The sequence below is a fragment of the Mesonia maritima genome (genome assembly GCF_042433895.1).
Lineage (GTDB): Bacteria > Bacteroidota > Bacteroidia > Flavobacteriales > Flavobacteriaceae > Mesonia > Mesonia maritima.
This window is the reverse complement of the sequence record NZ_JBHLUA010000012.1, coordinates 429,048-444,165: the sequence shown is the minus strand read 5'-3', so window position 1 is coordinate 444,165 and position 15,118 is coordinate 429,048. Positions and strand designations below refer to the sequence as shown.

At 32.9% G+C, this 15,118-nt stretch carries 18 protein-coding genes; 17 read left to right on the top strand and 1 reads right to left on the bottom strand.

The window, feature by feature from the left end; all coding sequences use genetic code 11:
* Positions 1 to 27: 27 nt before the first annotated feature.
* Positions 28 to 1,080, bottom strand: a complete 1,053-nt coding sequence (locus ACFFGL_RS08850) for a ferredoxin--NADP reductase (protein ID WP_309726817.1) — start codon at positions 1,078 to 1,080, stop codon at positions 28 to 30.
* 170 nt (positions 1,081 to 1,250) lie between these two features.
* On the opposite strand from ACFFGL_RS08850, the gene ACFFGL_RS08845 reads away from it, so the two are divergent.
* The 17 genes from ACFFGL_RS08845 to atpA all read left to right on the top strand — a co-directional run bounded on the left by ACFFGL_RS08845 (position 1,251) and on the right by atpA (position 15,065).
* Positions 1,251 to 1,589, top strand: coding sequence for a PadR family transcriptional regulator (locus ACFFGL_RS08845; RefSeq protein ID WP_309726818.1), 339 nt, complete (start codon positions 1,251 to 1,253; stop codon positions 1,587 to 1,589).
* A complete protein-coding gene (locus tag ACFFGL_RS08840; protein WP_309726819.1) occupies positions 1,586 to 2,200 on the top strand; it encodes a hypothetical protein in 615 nt (204 codons plus the stop codon). The genes ACFFGL_RS08845 and ACFFGL_RS08840 overlap by 4 nt, the downstream gene beginning before the upstream one ends.
* Complete coding sequence (locus ACFFGL_RS08835; RefSeq protein WP_309726820.1) at positions 2,197 to 2,817, top strand: hypothetical protein; 621 nt, start codon at positions 2,197 to 2,199, stop codon at positions 2,815 to 2,817. The genes ACFFGL_RS08840 and ACFFGL_RS08835 overlap by 4 nt, the downstream gene beginning before the upstream one ends.
* On the top strand, positions 2,814 to 3,506 hold the full coding sequence (locus ACFFGL_RS08830; RefSeq protein WP_309726821.1) for a hypothetical protein: 693 nt from the start codon (positions 2,814 to 2,816) through the stop codon (positions 3,504 to 3,506). The genes ACFFGL_RS08835 and ACFFGL_RS08830 overlap by 4 nt, the downstream gene beginning before the upstream one ends.
* Complete coding sequence (locus tag ACFFGL_RS08825) at positions 3,506 to 4,213, top strand: hypothetical protein (protein WP_309726822.1); 708 nt, start codon at positions 3,506 to 3,508, stop codon at positions 4,211 to 4,213. The genes ACFFGL_RS08830 and ACFFGL_RS08825 overlap by 1 nt, the downstream gene beginning before the upstream one ends.
* Before the next feature lie 31 nt (positions 4,214 to 4,244).
* Positions 4,245 to 4,874: an outer membrane beta-barrel protein gene (locus ACFFGL_RS08820; RefSeq protein WP_309726823.1), complete on the top strand. Its 630-nt coding sequence runs from the start codon at positions 4,245 to 4,247 to the stop codon at positions 4,872 to 4,874.
* Positions 4,875 to 4,933: 59 nt separating this feature from the next.
* Positions 4,934 to 6,406, top strand: a complete 1,473-nt coding sequence (locus ACFFGL_RS08815) for a DUF5687 family protein (RefSeq protein WP_309726824.1) — start codon at positions 4,934 to 4,936, stop codon at positions 6,404 to 6,406.
* Positions 6,407 to 6,427: 21 nt separating this feature from the next.
* Positions 6,428 to 7,123, top strand: a complete 696-nt coding sequence (locus tag ACFFGL_RS08810) for an ABC transporter ATP-binding protein (RefSeq protein WP_309726825.1) — start codon at positions 6,428 to 6,430, stop codon at positions 7,121 to 7,123.
* Between the two features lie 184 nt (positions 7,124 to 7,307).
* On the top strand, positions 7,308 to 9,830 hold the full coding sequence (gene porW / locus ACFFGL_RS08805) for a type IX secretion system periplasmic lipoprotein PorW/SprE (RefSeq protein WP_309726826.1): 2,523 nt from the start codon (positions 7,308 to 7,310) through the stop codon (positions 9,828 to 9,830).
* 14 nt (positions 9,831 to 9,844) lie between these two features.
* Complete coding sequence (locus ACFFGL_RS08800; RefSeq protein ID WP_309726827.1) at positions 9,845 to 10,264, top strand: bactofilin family protein; 420 nt, start codon at positions 9,845 to 9,847, stop codon at positions 10,262 to 10,264.
* Positions 10,221 to 10,454, top strand: a complete 234-nt coding sequence (locus ACFFGL_RS08795) for an AtpZ/AtpI family protein (protein ID WP_309726828.1) — start codon at positions 10,221 to 10,223, stop codon at positions 10,452 to 10,454. The genes ACFFGL_RS08800 and ACFFGL_RS08795 overlap by 44 nt, the downstream gene beginning before the upstream one ends.
* Positions 10,454 to 10,852, top strand: coding sequence for a DUF6168 family protein (locus ACFFGL_RS08790; RefSeq protein WP_309726829.1), 399 nt, complete (start codon positions 10,454 to 10,456; stop codon positions 10,850 to 10,852). Before ACFFGL_RS08795 ends, ACFFGL_RS08790 begins: the two co-directional genes overlap by 1 nt.
* Before the next feature lie 108 nt (positions 10,853 to 10,960).
* Positions 10,961 to 12,073, top strand: a complete 1,113-nt coding sequence (atpB, locus tag ACFFGL_RS08785) for a F0F1 ATP synthase subunit A (protein ID WP_309726830.1) — start codon at positions 10,961 to 10,963, stop codon at positions 12,071 to 12,073.
* A gap of 23 nt (positions 12,074 to 12,096) precedes the next feature.
* Positions 12,097 to 12,294, top strand: a complete 198-nt coding sequence (atpE, locus tag ACFFGL_RS08780) for an ATP synthase F0 subunit C (RefSeq protein ID WP_121666151.1) — start codon at positions 12,097 to 12,099, stop codon at positions 12,292 to 12,294.
* A gap of 92 nt (positions 12,295 to 12,386) precedes the next feature.
* Positions 12,387 to 12,887, top strand: a complete 501-nt coding sequence (locus tag ACFFGL_RS08775) for a F0F1 ATP synthase subunit B (protein WP_309726831.1) — start codon at positions 12,387 to 12,389, stop codon at positions 12,885 to 12,887.
* A 2-nt stretch (positions 12,888 to 12,889) separates the two neighbouring features.
* The gene (gene atpH, locus ACFFGL_RS08770) at positions 12,890 to 13,435 is read left to right on the top strand and encodes an ATP synthase F1 subunit delta (protein ID WP_309726832.1); all 546 of its coding nucleotides are present in this window, start codon (positions 12,890 to 12,892) and stop codon (positions 13,433 to 13,435) included.
* A 49-nt stretch (positions 13,436 to 13,484) separates the two neighbouring features.
* On the top strand, positions 13,485 to 15,065 hold the full coding sequence (gene atpA, locus ACFFGL_RS08765; RefSeq protein ID WP_309726833.1) for a F0F1 ATP synthase subunit alpha: 1,581 nt from the start codon (positions 13,485 to 13,487) through the stop codon (positions 15,063 to 15,065).
* Positions 15,066 to 15,118 lie beyond the last annotated feature (53 nt).

Genomic DNA, 15,118 nt, shown 5'->3' with positions numbered 1-15,118 from the left:
ATTAATAGCAGAAAAGCAGCGAAACCTCTAGACGTCGTCGTAATCTATTTTTATAGTTGGCGTTGTAGGATGCGCTTGACAAGTTAAGGTTAACCCTTCTTCAATTTCTTCATCGGTTAAAATTTGATTTTTTGCCATTTCAGCTTTTCCTTCGGTAATTTTAGCTATACACGAACTACAAATTCCGCCTTGGCAAGAATAGGGCGCGTCTAAATCTTTTTCGAGAACCGCATCGAGAATGGTCGATTTTTGATCCATTTCAAACGTAGTTTCTTCATCATCTACAATTACGGTAATTTGGGTTTTTCCTTCTAAAACTGCATCAATTTCGCCTTCTTCAGTAGAGTTGAATAATTCAAAGTGAATTTTATTTTCAGGAATGCTATTTTCTTGTAAAACTTCGCTTACTAGATCTATCATTTGTTCGGGTCCGCAGATATAAAAAGCTTCAAATTTGTGGCCTTTAAAACGGTTTTTTAAAATATAATTTACCGTGCTGCGCTCTATTCTTCCAAAAAAAGATTTTTCTTCTTTTGCTTTACTGTAAACAAATTCAGCAAAAAAGCGATCTGGAAATTGCGATTGTAATTCTAATAATTCTTTAAAAAATATGGTTTCTTCGGGTGATTTATTTCCGTAAACCAACACAAATTTGCTGTGTTTTTCTTCGTGAAGTGCAGTTTTTATAATCGATAAAACCGGTGTAATTCCGCTTCCGGCAGCAAAAGCAGCATAATTATGATGCGCAGAATCTGCAACCGGTGTAAAAGTGAATTTTCCTTCCGGCGGAAATACTTTTAGCGTATCGCCAATTTGTAATTTATTATTAGCAAAGGCAGAAAATAAGCCACCATCAACTTCTTTAACGGTCACTTTTAACTCGCCGCTTTTTGGGGTCGAGCAAAGGGAATAGGAACGGCGAATTTCTTTTCCATCAAATTCCTTTTTAATCGTGATGTACTGCCCGGCGGTAAATTCAAAATCTGGCGTTAAACTCTTAGGAAGATCAAAAACCAAGCTTACTGCTTTTGGTGTTTCTCTGATGATATCTTTTATAGCGAGTTGATGAAAATTCTGCATCGAAAAAATTTTTCCGCAAAAATACAAAGTAAGAGATTATTTTAAAGCTTTTCTATTGAAATTGTTCTGTTAGATTCTATAATCGATTTCGATTTTATAGGAAAAAAGATACCTAAGATTTTTATGCATAAGAAAATTAGGTATATTTGTATTGAATTAATTCTGTGAGAATGTCGAATGCAAAATTATATAAAGGAAGTTTAACTACCATCATTTTAAAGCTTTTAGCGGAAGGTGATAAAATGTACGGCTATGAAATTACGCAAAAGGTAAAGAAGATGACGCAAGGTGAATTAAAAATTACCGAAGGCGCTTTGTATCCGGCTTTGCACAAATTAGAAGCCGACGGGTTGTTAGATGTTGAGGTAAAAAAAGTGGATAATCGCTTGCGAAAATATTATAAGCTTACTGAAAAAGGCACGAAAGAAAGCGTAAATAAATTGGAAGAATTAGAGCGTTTTATTGAAACTATTCAAGGAATTGTAAACCCAAAACCGAGTTTAGGATGAGAACGTTAAGTGCAGAAAATATTCAGTTTATCCAGAATTATTTAAAAAATTCTGATGTCGTTTTTATTGATGTACGTTTAGAAATGACCGATCACGTAGCGAGTGCAATTGAAGAAAAACTCAATAAAAATCCTGAGCTAGAATTTTACGATGCGTTTAAAACGTATATGCTTCAGCATAAAAAAGAATTGCTAAAAAGTACTTCAAAACACCGATGGGATTTAGATAAAAAAGCCTTAAGAATTATTGGTAAAAATATGTTTCATCCTTTAATTGCGGGATTATTTTTTCTGTTTTTGGGAGTTTTTTATATAGTGGGTTTTCCGGAAAATAGTTTTGAATTTTTGTGGATACCAGCTTCATTAATTAGTTCAGTTTATATTCTCCCGTTGATTATTTATCGTTATCTAAAAATCTCTTTTGTTCACCATTTAGTTCTTTTAGTTCATTGGATTAATTATGTTATAGTTCAATTATTTCTACGAGCAAATACAGAAAATGAACTTCTTTTTAACTCCATAATAATCATAACATTTTGGTTTAACCTGAGTGCTATTAAAACGCTTATTGAAAGTTTTCGCTATTATAAAACAAAATTTAAGAAAGCATGAAAAAGTTAAGTTCAGAAAATATTCAGTTTATACGGAATTATTTAAAAAATTCTGACGTAGAATATGATGATGTTTTAGCTGAAATGACCGATCACATAGCAAGCGAAATAGAAATGCGTTTAGAAAGTGAAAACGAACTTTTCTATGATGTGTTTAAAAATTATATGGTTCAGCATAAAAAAGCGTTGTTAGAAAATATTAGTGAGTTCCGAAAAAAAGCATTTAAGAGAGTAGTTATTTTACTACTAAAAAACTTATTAAGCCCTATAGTTTTACTTTCTAGTTTTATGTTAGGATTGATCTTTAAATTTTTTCCTTTTTCATTAGCTGAAAATCTGATGACTATTTTATTAGTAATTATGTCTATTGAAGTTTTATTGTTTTTTATGTTTCAATGGAAGGCACAAAGTAGGAAGAGGACTAAATATTCTTGTTTAGTAAATCTAGCATTAATAATAGGTTGGTTTAATCAATGTTATTTGGTTTTTTTTCATAAAGTTTCGTTGGAAAATGCTGCCTTTATTTTGTTAATGATTTTTGTGGTGCTAAATGCTTCATTTCTGGTTACTTCTATACAATTAGCAAAGTATTATCGTAAAAATTATCAGGTGTCATGAAAAAAGTAAGCAAGCAACAAATTGATCGGTTATACGAATTTACGCGGCAACATTATGTTGAATATTACGATGTACAAACCGAATTGGTAGATCATTTAGCGAACGCGATTGAAGAACATTGGGAAGAAAACGCTGATCAAGATTTTGAAGAGTTGCTTCACAGAGAATTTAAAAAATTCGGGATTTTTGGATTTACCGGTTTGGTAGAAAAGAAAGAATACGCCTTACAAAAAAATTATAATAGTATAGTCTGGAAGAAAATAAAATCCTTTTTACTCTTACCAAAAGTGATAATTGCAACATTCATACTTTTTGTAATTCACTTTTTATTATTGAAATACAAGTTTTCAGAAATTATTTTCCACACGTTATATCTGGTGATTTTTCTATCCGGAATTGTTGCAGCAATTATCAGAAATTGGAAACATAAACGACAATTAAAAAAAGAAGGAAAAATGAAATTGTTGGTTAACAAGGTAATTTATAGAATGCGCAGCGGCGTTTCATTCTGTTATTTTCCTTATGCATTTTTCCCAGTTTTAGATATATTACCGCCTACAATTTTACTTCCCCTTTCATCGTTTTATTTTACTTATCTTTTAATTGCTTTATATGTCTGTATTATAGAGATGCCAGCTATTGAAAATGAACTTATGGAGAAGGCTTATAAAAATCTGAATTTAATATAATGAAGAAAGTAAGCAAACAACAAATCGATCGGTTATACGAATTTACGCGGCAACATTATGTTGAATATTACGATGTGCAAACCGAATTGGTAGATCATTTAGCGAACGCGATTGAAGAACATTGGGAAGAAAACCCTGATCAAGATTTTGAAGAATTACTCCAAAAAGAATTTAAGAAATTCGGTGTTTTCGGCTTTATGGAAGTAGTTGAAAAACGCCAGAACGCGATGACCAAAAAATACTATAAAATGATCTTGGAAGAAGCCAAAAACTTTTTAAAACTTCCAAGAGTGATCTTCAGTGCTGTATTGGGTTGGGCTTGTTTTTTTGTTATTTCAGAATGGAAATACGGGATTATTTCGTTAGCAATTCTTTTTTTGGCGCTTTTAATCTCAACAGGAATTAAGTTTGGTATAAAAATGCGCAAACGTCGGAAGCAAGTTAAAGCCGGAAACAAAAAAATGTTTTTACTGGAAGATACTATTATGACTTCGGGTGGTCTTTTTCAAATATTCTTTTTACCATTTTACTTTATTAATTTCGGAGATTTTTTTGAAATTAAAGAAGCAATCAGTTTTCAAGGGCAAATATTTTTAACCTTTGTTTTTACGGCAGAATTTTTATTACTCCATATTTCAGTATTTGTTATTCCCTCCAGAAAAGAAGAAATTCTAAAAAAAGCATATCCGGAAATGGAATTATCCTAATTTAACACTTCATCTTTTTAAAAAAACACGAATGAAAAAAATTACCCTATTCAAAAACGCACACCTTTATACTATTATTTTTTGCTTAACCTGTAGTTTCTCTTTTGCTCAAGATTTTTCTTATGGATTTTTATTAGGAGGTGTAGTAAAAGATATTACAAGTACAAATGAAGGTTTTAAAACGTATAGCTCTAAAACATGGCCGCAGGTAACAAAATTTCCATTAAACATCGGGTTTTATGGTGATTATAAATTTTCAGAAAAAGTAGGTTTACTTGCTAACGTTTTTTATTCAGAAACCGCAGATGGATACGAAAACTACACTTCACGAAAAGCAAGTATAAACCTACAGCCGCTTATAAAGTTTGATGTTAGTGGAGAGTACAATAAAGGCTTTTATATGCTTGCCGGAGCAAGAAGTACGTTTATTTTAAACAGAGATTTAGAAAACAATTGGAAACCAGACGAGCGAGATGAGGTGATCAGCGATTTTTATAAGCCTTTTAATTTTGGTGTAAATCTTGGTTTCGGTTTTTCTATTGGTAAATATATAGGCTTTCAAGTGATTGGGGATTATGGCTTTGCAATGTTAGAGGAATATAAGACCAATACTATTGGTGCTTATGGAAATGTTTATTTAAAACTGGATCAACTATTTTAAGAAAGCTTGTAACAAAATTTTAAAAACATATACTAACCCGATAACTTAATCAAACTTTTATGTTTAAACGTTTTTTATCACTGGAGTGGAAACAGTTTTCGCGTTCTTCCTATTTTCAGAAAGGCATTGCTATTAAAATACTTTTAATTTTAGCCGCGCTTTATTTTGGCGGTTGTTTTTTAGTATTAGGAACCAGCGCATTTTTTATTTTAGAAGACACTTTTCCGAAAGAAGATCCCGTAACTATTGTAAATAATTATTTAATTTTTTGGTTTTTAATCGACATAGCGTATCGGTATTTTATGCAACAATTGCCGGTGATGAATATAAAACCTTATATGATTATTCCAATAAAAAGAAAGACGGTTATTCATTTTTTATTGGGTAAAACCACTGTTTCATTTTTTAACTTTTTACCGCTGTTTTTCTTTTTACCCTTTACTATTGTTTTATTGGTTCAAGGCTATAATCCGTTAAATGTTGTGGCTTGGTTTTTTTCTATGTTATTTTTTACTTTATCGATAAACTACCTTAATTTTTTACTGAATAAAAACGATAAGATTTTCTATACAATCTTAACGCTTTTAGTGGCAGGAGTTGCTGTAGAATTTTATGATATTTATCCGCTAGCAGAAAAAGCCGGGATATTTTTCAATACCATTTATCAAAAACCTTATGCTATTTTAATTCCATTATTGCTGATGGTTTTATTATACCGAAGAACCTATAGTTTTATTAGAAAAGGCTTTTATCTCGATGCTGAAATTTCTAAAAAAACCGAAACCGTAAAAACTTCAGAATTAAATTGGCTAAATCGTTTCGGTAGAATAGCACCATTTCTCAAAAATGACGTGCGGTTAATTCTACGGAATAAACGTCCAAAACAAGTGCTTTTCATGTCATTTTTATTTCTTTTTTATGGCTTAATTTTTTATACAAATGATTCTTATAATAGTATGCCGGCATTTTTAGCTTTTGCCTCTATGTTTGTAACCGGCGGGTTTTTAATGTCATTTGGACAATTAGTTCCATCTTGGGATAGCGAATATTATAAACTTTTAATGAGTCAAAATATCCCTTACCGAGAATATTTAGAATCCAAATGGTCGCTTATGGTTGTAGCTGTATTGGTTTCTTTTGTATTAAGCACACCCTACATTTATTTTGGATGGGATATTTTTGGGATGATCGCAGCCGGAGCTTTATTTAACGTCGGTTTAAATTCTTTTATCACACTTTACGGCGGTGTTTTAAATCGTGTTCCAATGGAATTAAACGTAAAAGCAAAAGCTTTTAGCAATACACAAGGTTTCAACCCTACACAATTACTTATCGCATTGCCTAAAATTTTCGGGCCAATGCTTATTTTTTACCTTCCTTATAAACTGATCAATTTTGAAGCCGGACTTATTTTCTTAGCGTTAAGCGGACTTGCAGGAATTGTCTTTAAAAACTTTTTCCTGAATAAAATTGAAAAGATTTATCAAAAAAATAAATACAAAACCATTGCAGCTTTTGATGAAAAAGCCTAATTCAACTTCAATTAAACATCTATGATTCACGTAAATAATCTCAGCAAATCTTATAACGGAACTACGGTTCTTCACATAAACGATTTAGAAATCCCAAAAGGACAAAGTTTCGGTTTAGTAGGAAATAACGGCGCTGGAAAAACTACTTTTTTTAGTTTGTTGTTAGACCTTATTCAACCTTCTTCAGGAAATATAACCAATAATGAAGTCATTGTAAATGAAAGCGAAGCGTGGAAACCGTTTACCTCTTCGTTTATAGATGAAAGTTTTTTAATCGGTTACCTTACTGCGGAAGAATACTTTTACTTTATTGGTGAATTGCGCGGTCAAAACAAAGCCGATGTAGATAAATTGTTGGCGAACTTTGAAGATTTTTTCCACGGAGAGATTCTTCAGCAAAAAAAATATTTAAGAGATTTATCGAAAGGAAATCAGAAAAAAGCGGGAATTGTCGCGGCATTAATCGGTAATCCAGAAGTAATAATTTTAGATGAACCTTTTGCAAATTTAGACCCGACCACTCAAATTCGGTTAAAGCAAATTATTAAAGAACTTGCTGAAGAAAAAAATATTACAATTTTAATTTCAAGTCACGATTTAATTCACGTTACCGAAGTTTGCGAACGAATTGTAGTGCTCGATAAAGGCGAAACCGTAAAAGATATTAAAACCAGCGAGGCGACATTACAAGAATTAGAAACTTATTTTTCAAGATAAAATTAGAAAATCGTAGGTGTAAACTTGTGATTTTCTAGCTTTTTTTAAGCGCTTTTTCTCAAAAGAAATGTATTTTTACCCGCAGCCATACTAAAAATAGGATTGCGCAGTTATTCTTGATAAGAAGTTTTTAATGAATTTGAAGAATTACAAATCAACTATTTATACTAAAATACTATTGCTTTTGCTAGCAATACTATCGCTTGCCGCTTGTTCACGAAAGAAAAATAAGTGGGTAAATCGTAATTTTCATGCGATGGGCGCTTATTATAATATTATTTATAACGGGCAATTGGCGTTAGATGAAGGAAAAGCAGAGTTAGAGCAGAATTACCGCGACAATTATTGGGAAATTCTTCCGGTAGAGCGCATGCAAATTACCAAAAAAGATCCTACCGATACCACGCAGCAAAACCCAAAATTTAAACGTGCCGAAGAAAAAGCGACCAAAGCAATTCAGAAACACAATATGCTAATTGCGGGAACCGAGTACAATCCGCAAATGGATAAAGCCTTTATTTTATTAGGAAAGTCGCGCTATTACGATCAACGTTTTTTTCCGGCCTTAGAAGCTTTTAATTACGTACTTACCAATTATCCGAAAAGTGACCAATTAATTACCGCAAAAATATGGCGTGAAAAAACCTATATGCGGATGGATAATAATGAGTTGGCGTTGGAAAATCTTCAGAAATTATTCAAAGAAAAATTAGATTTTGAAGAAAAAGATTATGTAGAAGCCAACGCTGCAATGGCACAAGCCTATTTAAATTTAGGTGAAATGGAAAAAGCGCTTCCATCGATAGACACAGCGATAAAATATACCGATTCTCACGAACAAGAAGGAAGATTACTATTTATTCGAGGTCAGATTTACGAGCGTTTAAATCAATTAGACAGCGCAAATGCTTCTTTTGATCGAGTTATTGAACTCAATAGAAAATCGCCACGCGTTTATATGATTAACGCTTATATGCAAAAGGCGAAAAATTTTGATATCGATGAAGGCGATCATCTTGCGTTTTTAGAGTTGATGGAAGAAATGCAAGAAAATCGTGAAAACCGACCGTTCTTAGATATTATTTATTACCAATTTGCGCAGTATTATAATAAAACCGATACGATTCCAAAAGCGGTAACCTATTACAATAAATCGTTACGAACCGATACGCAAGACGAATATTTACGTTCTCGAAATTATTTAACCCTCGGAAATATAAATTTCGATTTAGCTGAATACAAAGAAGCCGGCGCATATTACGATAGCACGCTTACCAATTTAGCTGAAAATACCCGAGAATACAGAGCTATAAAAAAGAAACGCGAAAATTTAGATGATGTGATTCTTTATGAAGAAATCGCACAAAAAAATGATAGTATTCTTCAATTGGTTGCACTTCCTAAAGCAGAACAAGAAGCCTATTTTCAGCAATATGCCGATAGCTTAAAAGCCATTGCGATTGAAGAAGCGAAAAAAGCCGATAAGGGCGTAGCGCAAAATACGGGTTCAGGAAATTTATTCGGTAAACAGCAAAGTCAAGTTGGAAGTCAACAATCTGCGGGCGATTTTTATTTTTACGATAAAACGCAAGCCGATTATGGCGAGCAACAATTCAAATCGGTTTGGGGCGATATTGAGCTTACCGATGATTGGCGTTACGATCCGCAAACTAAAAATGGTGGCGATGCTGAAGCAGCGGAAGTAGAAAATGATTTATTTGCGCAAATAGAACAAGATCCAAAATACGATCCGCAAACGTATATCGCAAAATTACCAACCGACCAAAAATTAATCGACAGCTTATCTGATGAGCGAAATTTTGCCTACTATCAATTAGGGATTATTTATAAAGAAAAATTTAAAGAATACGATCTAGCTTCCGATAAACTTGAAGCTTTATTAACGCATAACCCAGAAGAGCGTTTGGTACTTCCTTCAAAATATAATTTGTATAAAATTTATTCAACTACAGGAAATACCGCAAAAGCAGAACAGTGGAAACAAGATATTTTAACCAATCACCCTGATTCGCGCTACGCCACAATTTTGAAAAATCCCCGTGGTTTATTAAATGAAGAAGATAGTCCAGAAGCAGTTTATACTTCAGTTTATAGAAAATATCAAGCTGAAAAATACAAAGAAGTTATAGACGACAGTAAACGTTACATTACAGAATTCACCGGAATGGATATCGTTCCGAAGTTTGAATTATTAAAAGCCACAGCAGAAGGAAAATATTACGGTTTTCAAGCCTATAAAGATGGGTTAAATTATGTGGCTTTAAATTACCCGCAGAGTGAAGAAGGAAAACGCGCAGAAGAAATTGTATCGACCGCGCTTCCAGATTTAGAAAATAGTCAATTTAAACCCGATACGCCGGAAGATAGTTACAAACTTATTTATCCGTTTGCTTCAGAAAAAACAGAAGAAGTTCAAGCTTTAAAAGAAAAAATTGAAAAAGCTTTAGTTGAATTGAAATTCGAGAATTTACGTGTTTCGGTAGATTTTTATAATCCGGAAACCACATTTGTAACTATTCACGGGTTAAGCAGTAAAATGGGCGCAATTGGCTTTGGAGATAAGTTAAAGGAAGAGGAAGATTACGAAATAACCCACGAAAGTTTTGGAATTTCCTCTTCAAATTATGAAATTATACAAGTACACAAAAATTTAGATACGTACTTAGAACAGAATAGCAGTAATTAAAATTAGATTTCCGCATGTTTTCAGAAAACAAAAAAAATCGCCAATCAGGAGAAGCTAGTAAAGAACAAAATAAAATTGCTCAAGGAACCGTAATTACCGGCGATCTTGAAGCAACCGGAAGTTTTAGGATTGAAGGAACAATTGAAGGAAACCTTAAAACACCCGGAAAAGTTGTAGTAGGAAAAACCGGATTTATTAATGGTGAAATTGAATGTGAATATGCCGATTTTGAAGGAAAATTTTCAGGGAAATTAAAAGTAAAAGAAACCTTAACCTTACGCAATTCTGCTCATATTGAAGGCGAAGTTATTACCGGAAAACTTGCTGTAGAACCTGGTGCTACTTTCAATGCGACTTGCGAAATGAAAGGCGGTGTAAAATCGCTAAAAGATGAACGAAGATCAAAAAAACAACAAGCAGAAAAAACCGCTTAAAAACTGGGCGATTTTTTCCGGTATTGCCATTCAAATGTGTGCTACAATCTTGCTTTTTGCTTGGGGCGGACAAAAATTAGATGAAAAATATCCATCCGATAACAAGTGGTTTACCATTGCGGGTGTAGTTCTTGGCGTGAGTATTTCCTTATACGCAGTTTTAAAACAACTCAAAAGATTCAATAGTTAATGAAGATAAAATCTACTATCTTCCAATTTTTACTTATTCTTTTATGTAGCGTCGGTCCGCTTTATTTTTTGCACAAGTATTTTGTGCAAGAATATTACAGCGCTTCTTCGTTAGCTTTATTAAATTTCAGTTATAAGTTTAATGTCGGGATTACTTTTCTTTTTACAATTACTATAATTCTATTAAGTAAAAAGTTTAAAGATCAGTTGGGTTTTATTTTTATGATAGGTGGTTTTCTAAAAATTGCCCTCTTTTTAATTTGGAAACAAACCACTTCTATACAAATTGAAAAAGCAGAATATTTGCATTTTTTTATTCCCTATTTTATTTGCCTAATTGTTGAAATTTTCTATGTGAGTAAAATTTTGAAGAAGATTAATTATCAGGAAGACAATTAATTAGGCGTCTTTTCAATAAAAAAAAACTTATTAACCAATTCGTGTTATTTTTTAATATTTAATTATGTACATTTGCACCGAAATTTAAAGACTGAAATTTTACCTGAAATGCAAAAGGGAAACATAGTTAAGATTTTATTATTCTGTTTAGTTGCGTTAATTTCTTTTTCTGGAAATGCAAACGACCCACAAAAACATCAAGCAGAAGGTGAGACGCCTCACATCGATACCAAAACCGAAGTTCAGAATTATATCGATCATCACTTGCAAGATGCTTACGATTTTACATTATGGACCGATAGTGAAACTGGAGAGCATGTTGGTTTTCCGTTACCGGTAATTTTAATTGATGAAGGTTTGAAAATTTTCTCTTCATCTCGTTTTCACCACGGAGAAAGTGTTGCTGAAGTTGAAGGTAATTATTATAAAATTTACCATAATACAATATACAAAACAAACGCTGCTGGCGATTTAAGTTTTGATGAAGAGCATCACCCTACAAATGATAAACCGCTAGATTTTTCAATCACTAAAAACGTATTTACAATTTTACTTACATGTATATTATTGTTTTTATTGTTTGGTTCATTAGCGAGGTCATATAGACATAAAGAAATTCCTACCGGAATAGGTAGAGTTTTAGAACCATTAGTTTTATATGTTCGTGACGATATTGCAATTCCTAACATTGGGGAGAAAAAATACAGAAGATTTATGGGCTTTTTATTAACCGTATTCTTCTTCGTATGGATTCTCAATTTATTAGGAATGACTCCACTTGGAGTAAACGTTACTGGTAATATTGCAATTACAGCTTGTTTGGCATTATTTACCTATTTAATTACTCAATTTAGCGGAACAAAAGATTATTGGAAACATATTTTCTGGATGCCAGGTGTGCCAATCCTTATGAAAATTATTCTTATTCCAATAGAATTATTAGGAACCTTAACAAAGCCATTTGCACTTATGGTACGTTTGTTTGCTAATATTACCGCTGGTCACGTTGTAATTATGAGCTTAATTGCATTGATATTTGTTACTGATAATTTAGTAATGGATGGGCCTATTTCAATCTTTTTGACATTATTTATTTCAGTTATAGAATTGTTAGTCGCCTTTTTACAGGCATATATATTTACTATGTTATCTGCGTTATTCATAGGTCTTGCAGTAGAAGAGCACGATCACGAACATCCAGAAACAAACGAAATTGTTTAATTATTAATTATAAATTTTAGATTATGGAAACTTTAGATCTAGCAATGGTTGGAGCTGGCTTAATTGTGATTGGTGCAGGACTTGGTCTTGGAAAAATCGGTGGTTCAGCTATGGAAGCAATCGCACGTCAACCAGAAGCATCTGGGAAAGTTCAAACCGCGATGATTATTATCGCTGCGTTATTGGAAGGTTTAGCATTTGCTGCTTTAATCCTTGCATAAGAATTAAACAAAAACAAAACCCTGTAGCGGTTGGCTACAGGGAATTGTTTTTAAAAAATTTATAATTATCTAGTTAAGAAAGTAATTTACTGATGGAAAAGTTAATTCAAGATTTTGCATACGGACTGTTTTTCTGGCAAGCATTAATATTATTAGTATTAATATTTTTACTTAGAAAATACGCTTGGAAACCCGTATTAGATTCATTGAACAAGCGTGAAGAAGGTATTAAAGACGCATTACAATCGGCAGAAAGTGCACGAAAGGAAATGGAAAACCTTCAAGCTAACAATGAAAAATTATTAAAAGAAGCTCGTGAAGAGCGCGATAGTATAATTAAAGAAGCTAGACAGATAAAAGAAAAAATGATTTCTGATGCCTCTACTGAAGCACAAGAAAAAGCAAATTCTATTATCATAAAAGCGCAAGAAACTATTAAAACGGAAAAGCAAGCCGCTTTAGCTGAAATAAAAGCACAAGTAGCAAACCTTTCTATTGAAATAGCAGAAAAAGTTGTACAAAGAGAGTTAGATAATAAAGAAGACCAAATGAAACTGGTCGACGGAATGCTTGATAACGTTAAGTTAAACTAACTATGGCAAATACTAGAGCAGCAAATCGTTACGCAAAAGCTTTGCTTGATCTCGCTAAAGAGAAAAAGCAAACTGAAGAGGTTTTTGCTGATATGAAATTAATTCATAATACTATTAAAAATAGTAAAGACTTGCGTAGCGTATTAAAAAGTCCGGTAATTAAACCTTCTGCAAAACATAATGTTGTAAAAGCAATTTTTGCTGAAGTAAACCCGATATCTCAAAGTCTTTTTAATATATTAATTCAAAATAATAGAATTGCCATTCTTGAAACAGTAGTAAAAAGTTATGTAAATCAATACAATGAATTGATGAATATAAAAGCTGCTACCGTTACCACAGCTGAAGCTTTAACCCCAGAAATGGAAGCAAAAGTTTTAGCGAAAGTAAAAGACTTAACAGGAAGTAAGGCAACGTTAAAAAATATAGTTGATAAAACTATTCTTGGCGGATTTATTTTACGAATAGGAGATGTTCAATATGATGCAAGCGTTTCAGGTAAATTAAATGCATTAAGAAATAAATTTAAGAATAACGCATACGTTTAAATTTTAATAAAAACGACACGATAAATGTGTCACTTTATAATAACTAATTATGGCAGAAGTGAATCCTGCTGAAGTTTCAGCAATTTTAAAGCAACAACTATCAGGTTTTGAAGCTAAAGCTTCATTAGACGAAGTAGGTACAGTATTAAGTGTAGGAGATGGTATCGCAAGTGTTTACGGTCTTTCTAACGCAGAGTACGGAGAACTAGTTGAATTTGAAGGTGGTCTTCAAGGAATGGTTCTTAACCTAGAAGAAGACAATGTTGGCGTTGTATTGTTAGGACCTTCAAAGAATATTAGCGAAGGAGATACTGTAAAACGTACGCAACAAATTGCTTCTATTAATGTAGGAGAAGGAATTGTTGGACGTGTTGTAAATACATTAGGTCAACCAATTGATGGGAAAGGACCTATTTCTGGTGAAACAATTGCAATGCCTTTAGAGCGAAAAGCTCCAGGGGTTATTTATCGTGAGCCAGTTGCAGAACCACTTCAAACAGGAATTAAATCTATTGATGCTTTAGTACCAGTAGGAAGAGGACAGCGTGAATTAGTAATTGGTGACCGCCAAACCGGAAAAACAACGGTTTGTATTGATACCATTCTTAATCAAAAAGAATTTTACGATAGAGGAGAGCCTGTTTACTGTATTTACGTAGCAATTGGACAAAAAGCTTCTACCGTAGCTGGAATTGCAAAAACATTAGAAGATAAAGGAGCATTAGCATATACCACAATTGTAGCGGCAAATGCATCAGATCCTGCACCAATGCAAGTTTACGCACCTTTCGCAGGAGCGGCAATTGGTGAATTTTTTAGAGATACAGGAAGACCTGCTTTAATTATTTATGATGATTTATCGAAACAAGCGGTAGCTTATCGTGAGGTTTCATTATTATTACGTCGTCCACCGGGTCGTGAAGCTTATCCTGGAGATGTATTTTACTTACACTCAAGATTATTAGAGCGTTCTGCAAAAGTTATTAATGACAATGAGATCGCGAAGAATATGAACGATCTTCCAGATTCATTAAAAGATAAAGTAAAAGGTGGCGGTTCGTTAACGGCTTTACCAATTATCGAAACACAGGCAGGAGACGTTTCAGCATATATTCCAACCAACGTAATTTCGATTACTGATGGTCAGATTTTCTTAACTTCAGATTTATTTAACTCAGGTGTTCGTCCGGCGATTAACGTAGGTATTTCGGTATCACGTGTTGGAGGTTCAGCTCAGATTAAATCAATGAAAAAAGTTGCCGGTACCTTAAAATTAGACCAAGCACAATTCCGTGAATTAGAAGCATTCGCGAAATTTGGTTCAGATTTAGATGCGGCTACGTTAAGTACTATTGAAAAAGGAAAACGTAACGTTGAAATTTTAAAACAAGCACAAAACGATCCGTATCCGGTAGAAAACCAAATCGCGATCGTTTATGCAGGTTCTAAAAACTTATTAAAAGAAGTTCCTGTAGAGAAAGTAAAAGAATTTGAAATAGATTATTTAGAATACTTAAACGCGAAGCATAGAGATACGTTAGATACTTTAAAATCTGGTAAATTAACCGACGAGAGTTTAGAAGTATTAACAAATGCCGCAAAAGAGATTTCAGCAAAGTATAAAAAATAGGTTTGAGAGGTGAGTATTGAGTTTTGCTCAATACTCATTCTAACCGCTCATTA

Excerpts from the sequence above, each read along its gene's own strand:
- ACFFGL_RS08795 (WP_309726828.1), top strand. The coding sequence starts at position 10,221 with ATGAACGAAGATCAAAAAAACAACAAGCAGAAAAAACCGCTTAAAAAC.
- ACFFGL_RS08820 (WP_309726823.1), top strand. The coding sequence starts at position 4,245 with ATGAAAAAAATTACCCTATTCAAAAACGCACACCTTTATACTATTATT.
- atpA (WP_309726833.1), top strand. The coding sequence starts at position 13,485 with ATGGCAGAAGTGAATCCTGCTGAAGTTTCAGCAATTTTAAAGCAACAA.
- ACFFGL_RS08815 (WP_309726824.1), top strand. The coding sequence starts at position 4,934 with ATGTTTAAACGTTTTTTATCACTGGAGTGGAAACAGTTTTCGCGTTCT.
- atpH (WP_309726832.1), top strand. The coding sequence starts at position 12,890 with ATGGCAAATACTAGAGCAGCAAATCGTTACGCAAAAGCTTTGCTTGAT.
- ACFFGL_RS08790 (WP_309726829.1), top strand. The coding sequence starts at position 10,454 with ATGAAGATAAAATCTACTATCTTCCAATTTTTACTTATTCTTTTATGT.
- ACFFGL_RS08775 (WP_309726831.1), top strand. The coding sequence starts at position 12,387 with ATGGAAAAGTTAATTCAAGATTTTGCATACGGACTGTTTTTCTGGCAA.
- ACFFGL_RS08830 (WP_309726821.1), top strand. The coding sequence starts at position 2,814 with ATGAAAAAAGTAAGCAAGCAACAAATTGATCGGTTATACGAATTTACG.
- atpE (WP_121666151.1), top strand. The coding sequence starts at position 12,097 with ATGGAAACTTTAGATCTAGCAATGGTTGGAGCTGGCTTAATTGTGATT.
- ACFFGL_RS08845 (WP_309726818.1), top strand. The coding sequence starts at position 1,251 with ATGTCGAATGCAAAATTATATAAAGGAAGTTTAACTACCATCATTTTA.
- ACFFGL_RS08850 (WP_309726817.1), bottom strand. The coding sequence starts at position 1,080 with ATGCAGAATTTTCATCAACTCGCTATAAAAGATATCATCAGAGAAACA.
- atpB (WP_309726830.1), top strand. The coding sequence starts at position 10,961 with ATGCAAAAGGGAAACATAGTTAAGATTTTATTATTCTGTTTAGTTGCG.
- ACFFGL_RS08840 (WP_309726819.1), top strand. The coding sequence starts at position 1,586 with ATGAGAACGTTAAGTGCAGAAAATATTCAGTTTATCCAGAATTATTTA.
- ACFFGL_RS08835 (WP_309726820.1), top strand. The coding sequence starts at position 2,197 with ATGAAAAAGTTAAGTTCAGAAAATATTCAGTTTATACGGAATTATTTA.
- ACFFGL_RS08825 (WP_309726822.1), top strand. The coding sequence starts at position 3,506 with ATGAAGAAAGTAAGCAAACAACAAATCGATCGGTTATACGAATTTACG.
- ACFFGL_RS08810 (WP_309726825.1), top strand. The coding sequence starts at position 6,428 with ATGATTCACGTAAATAATCTCAGCAAATCTTATAACGGAACTACGGTT.
- ACFFGL_RS08800 (WP_309726827.1), top strand. The coding sequence starts at position 9,845 with ATGTTTTCAGAAAACAAAAAAAATCGCCAATCAGGAGAAGCTAGTAAA.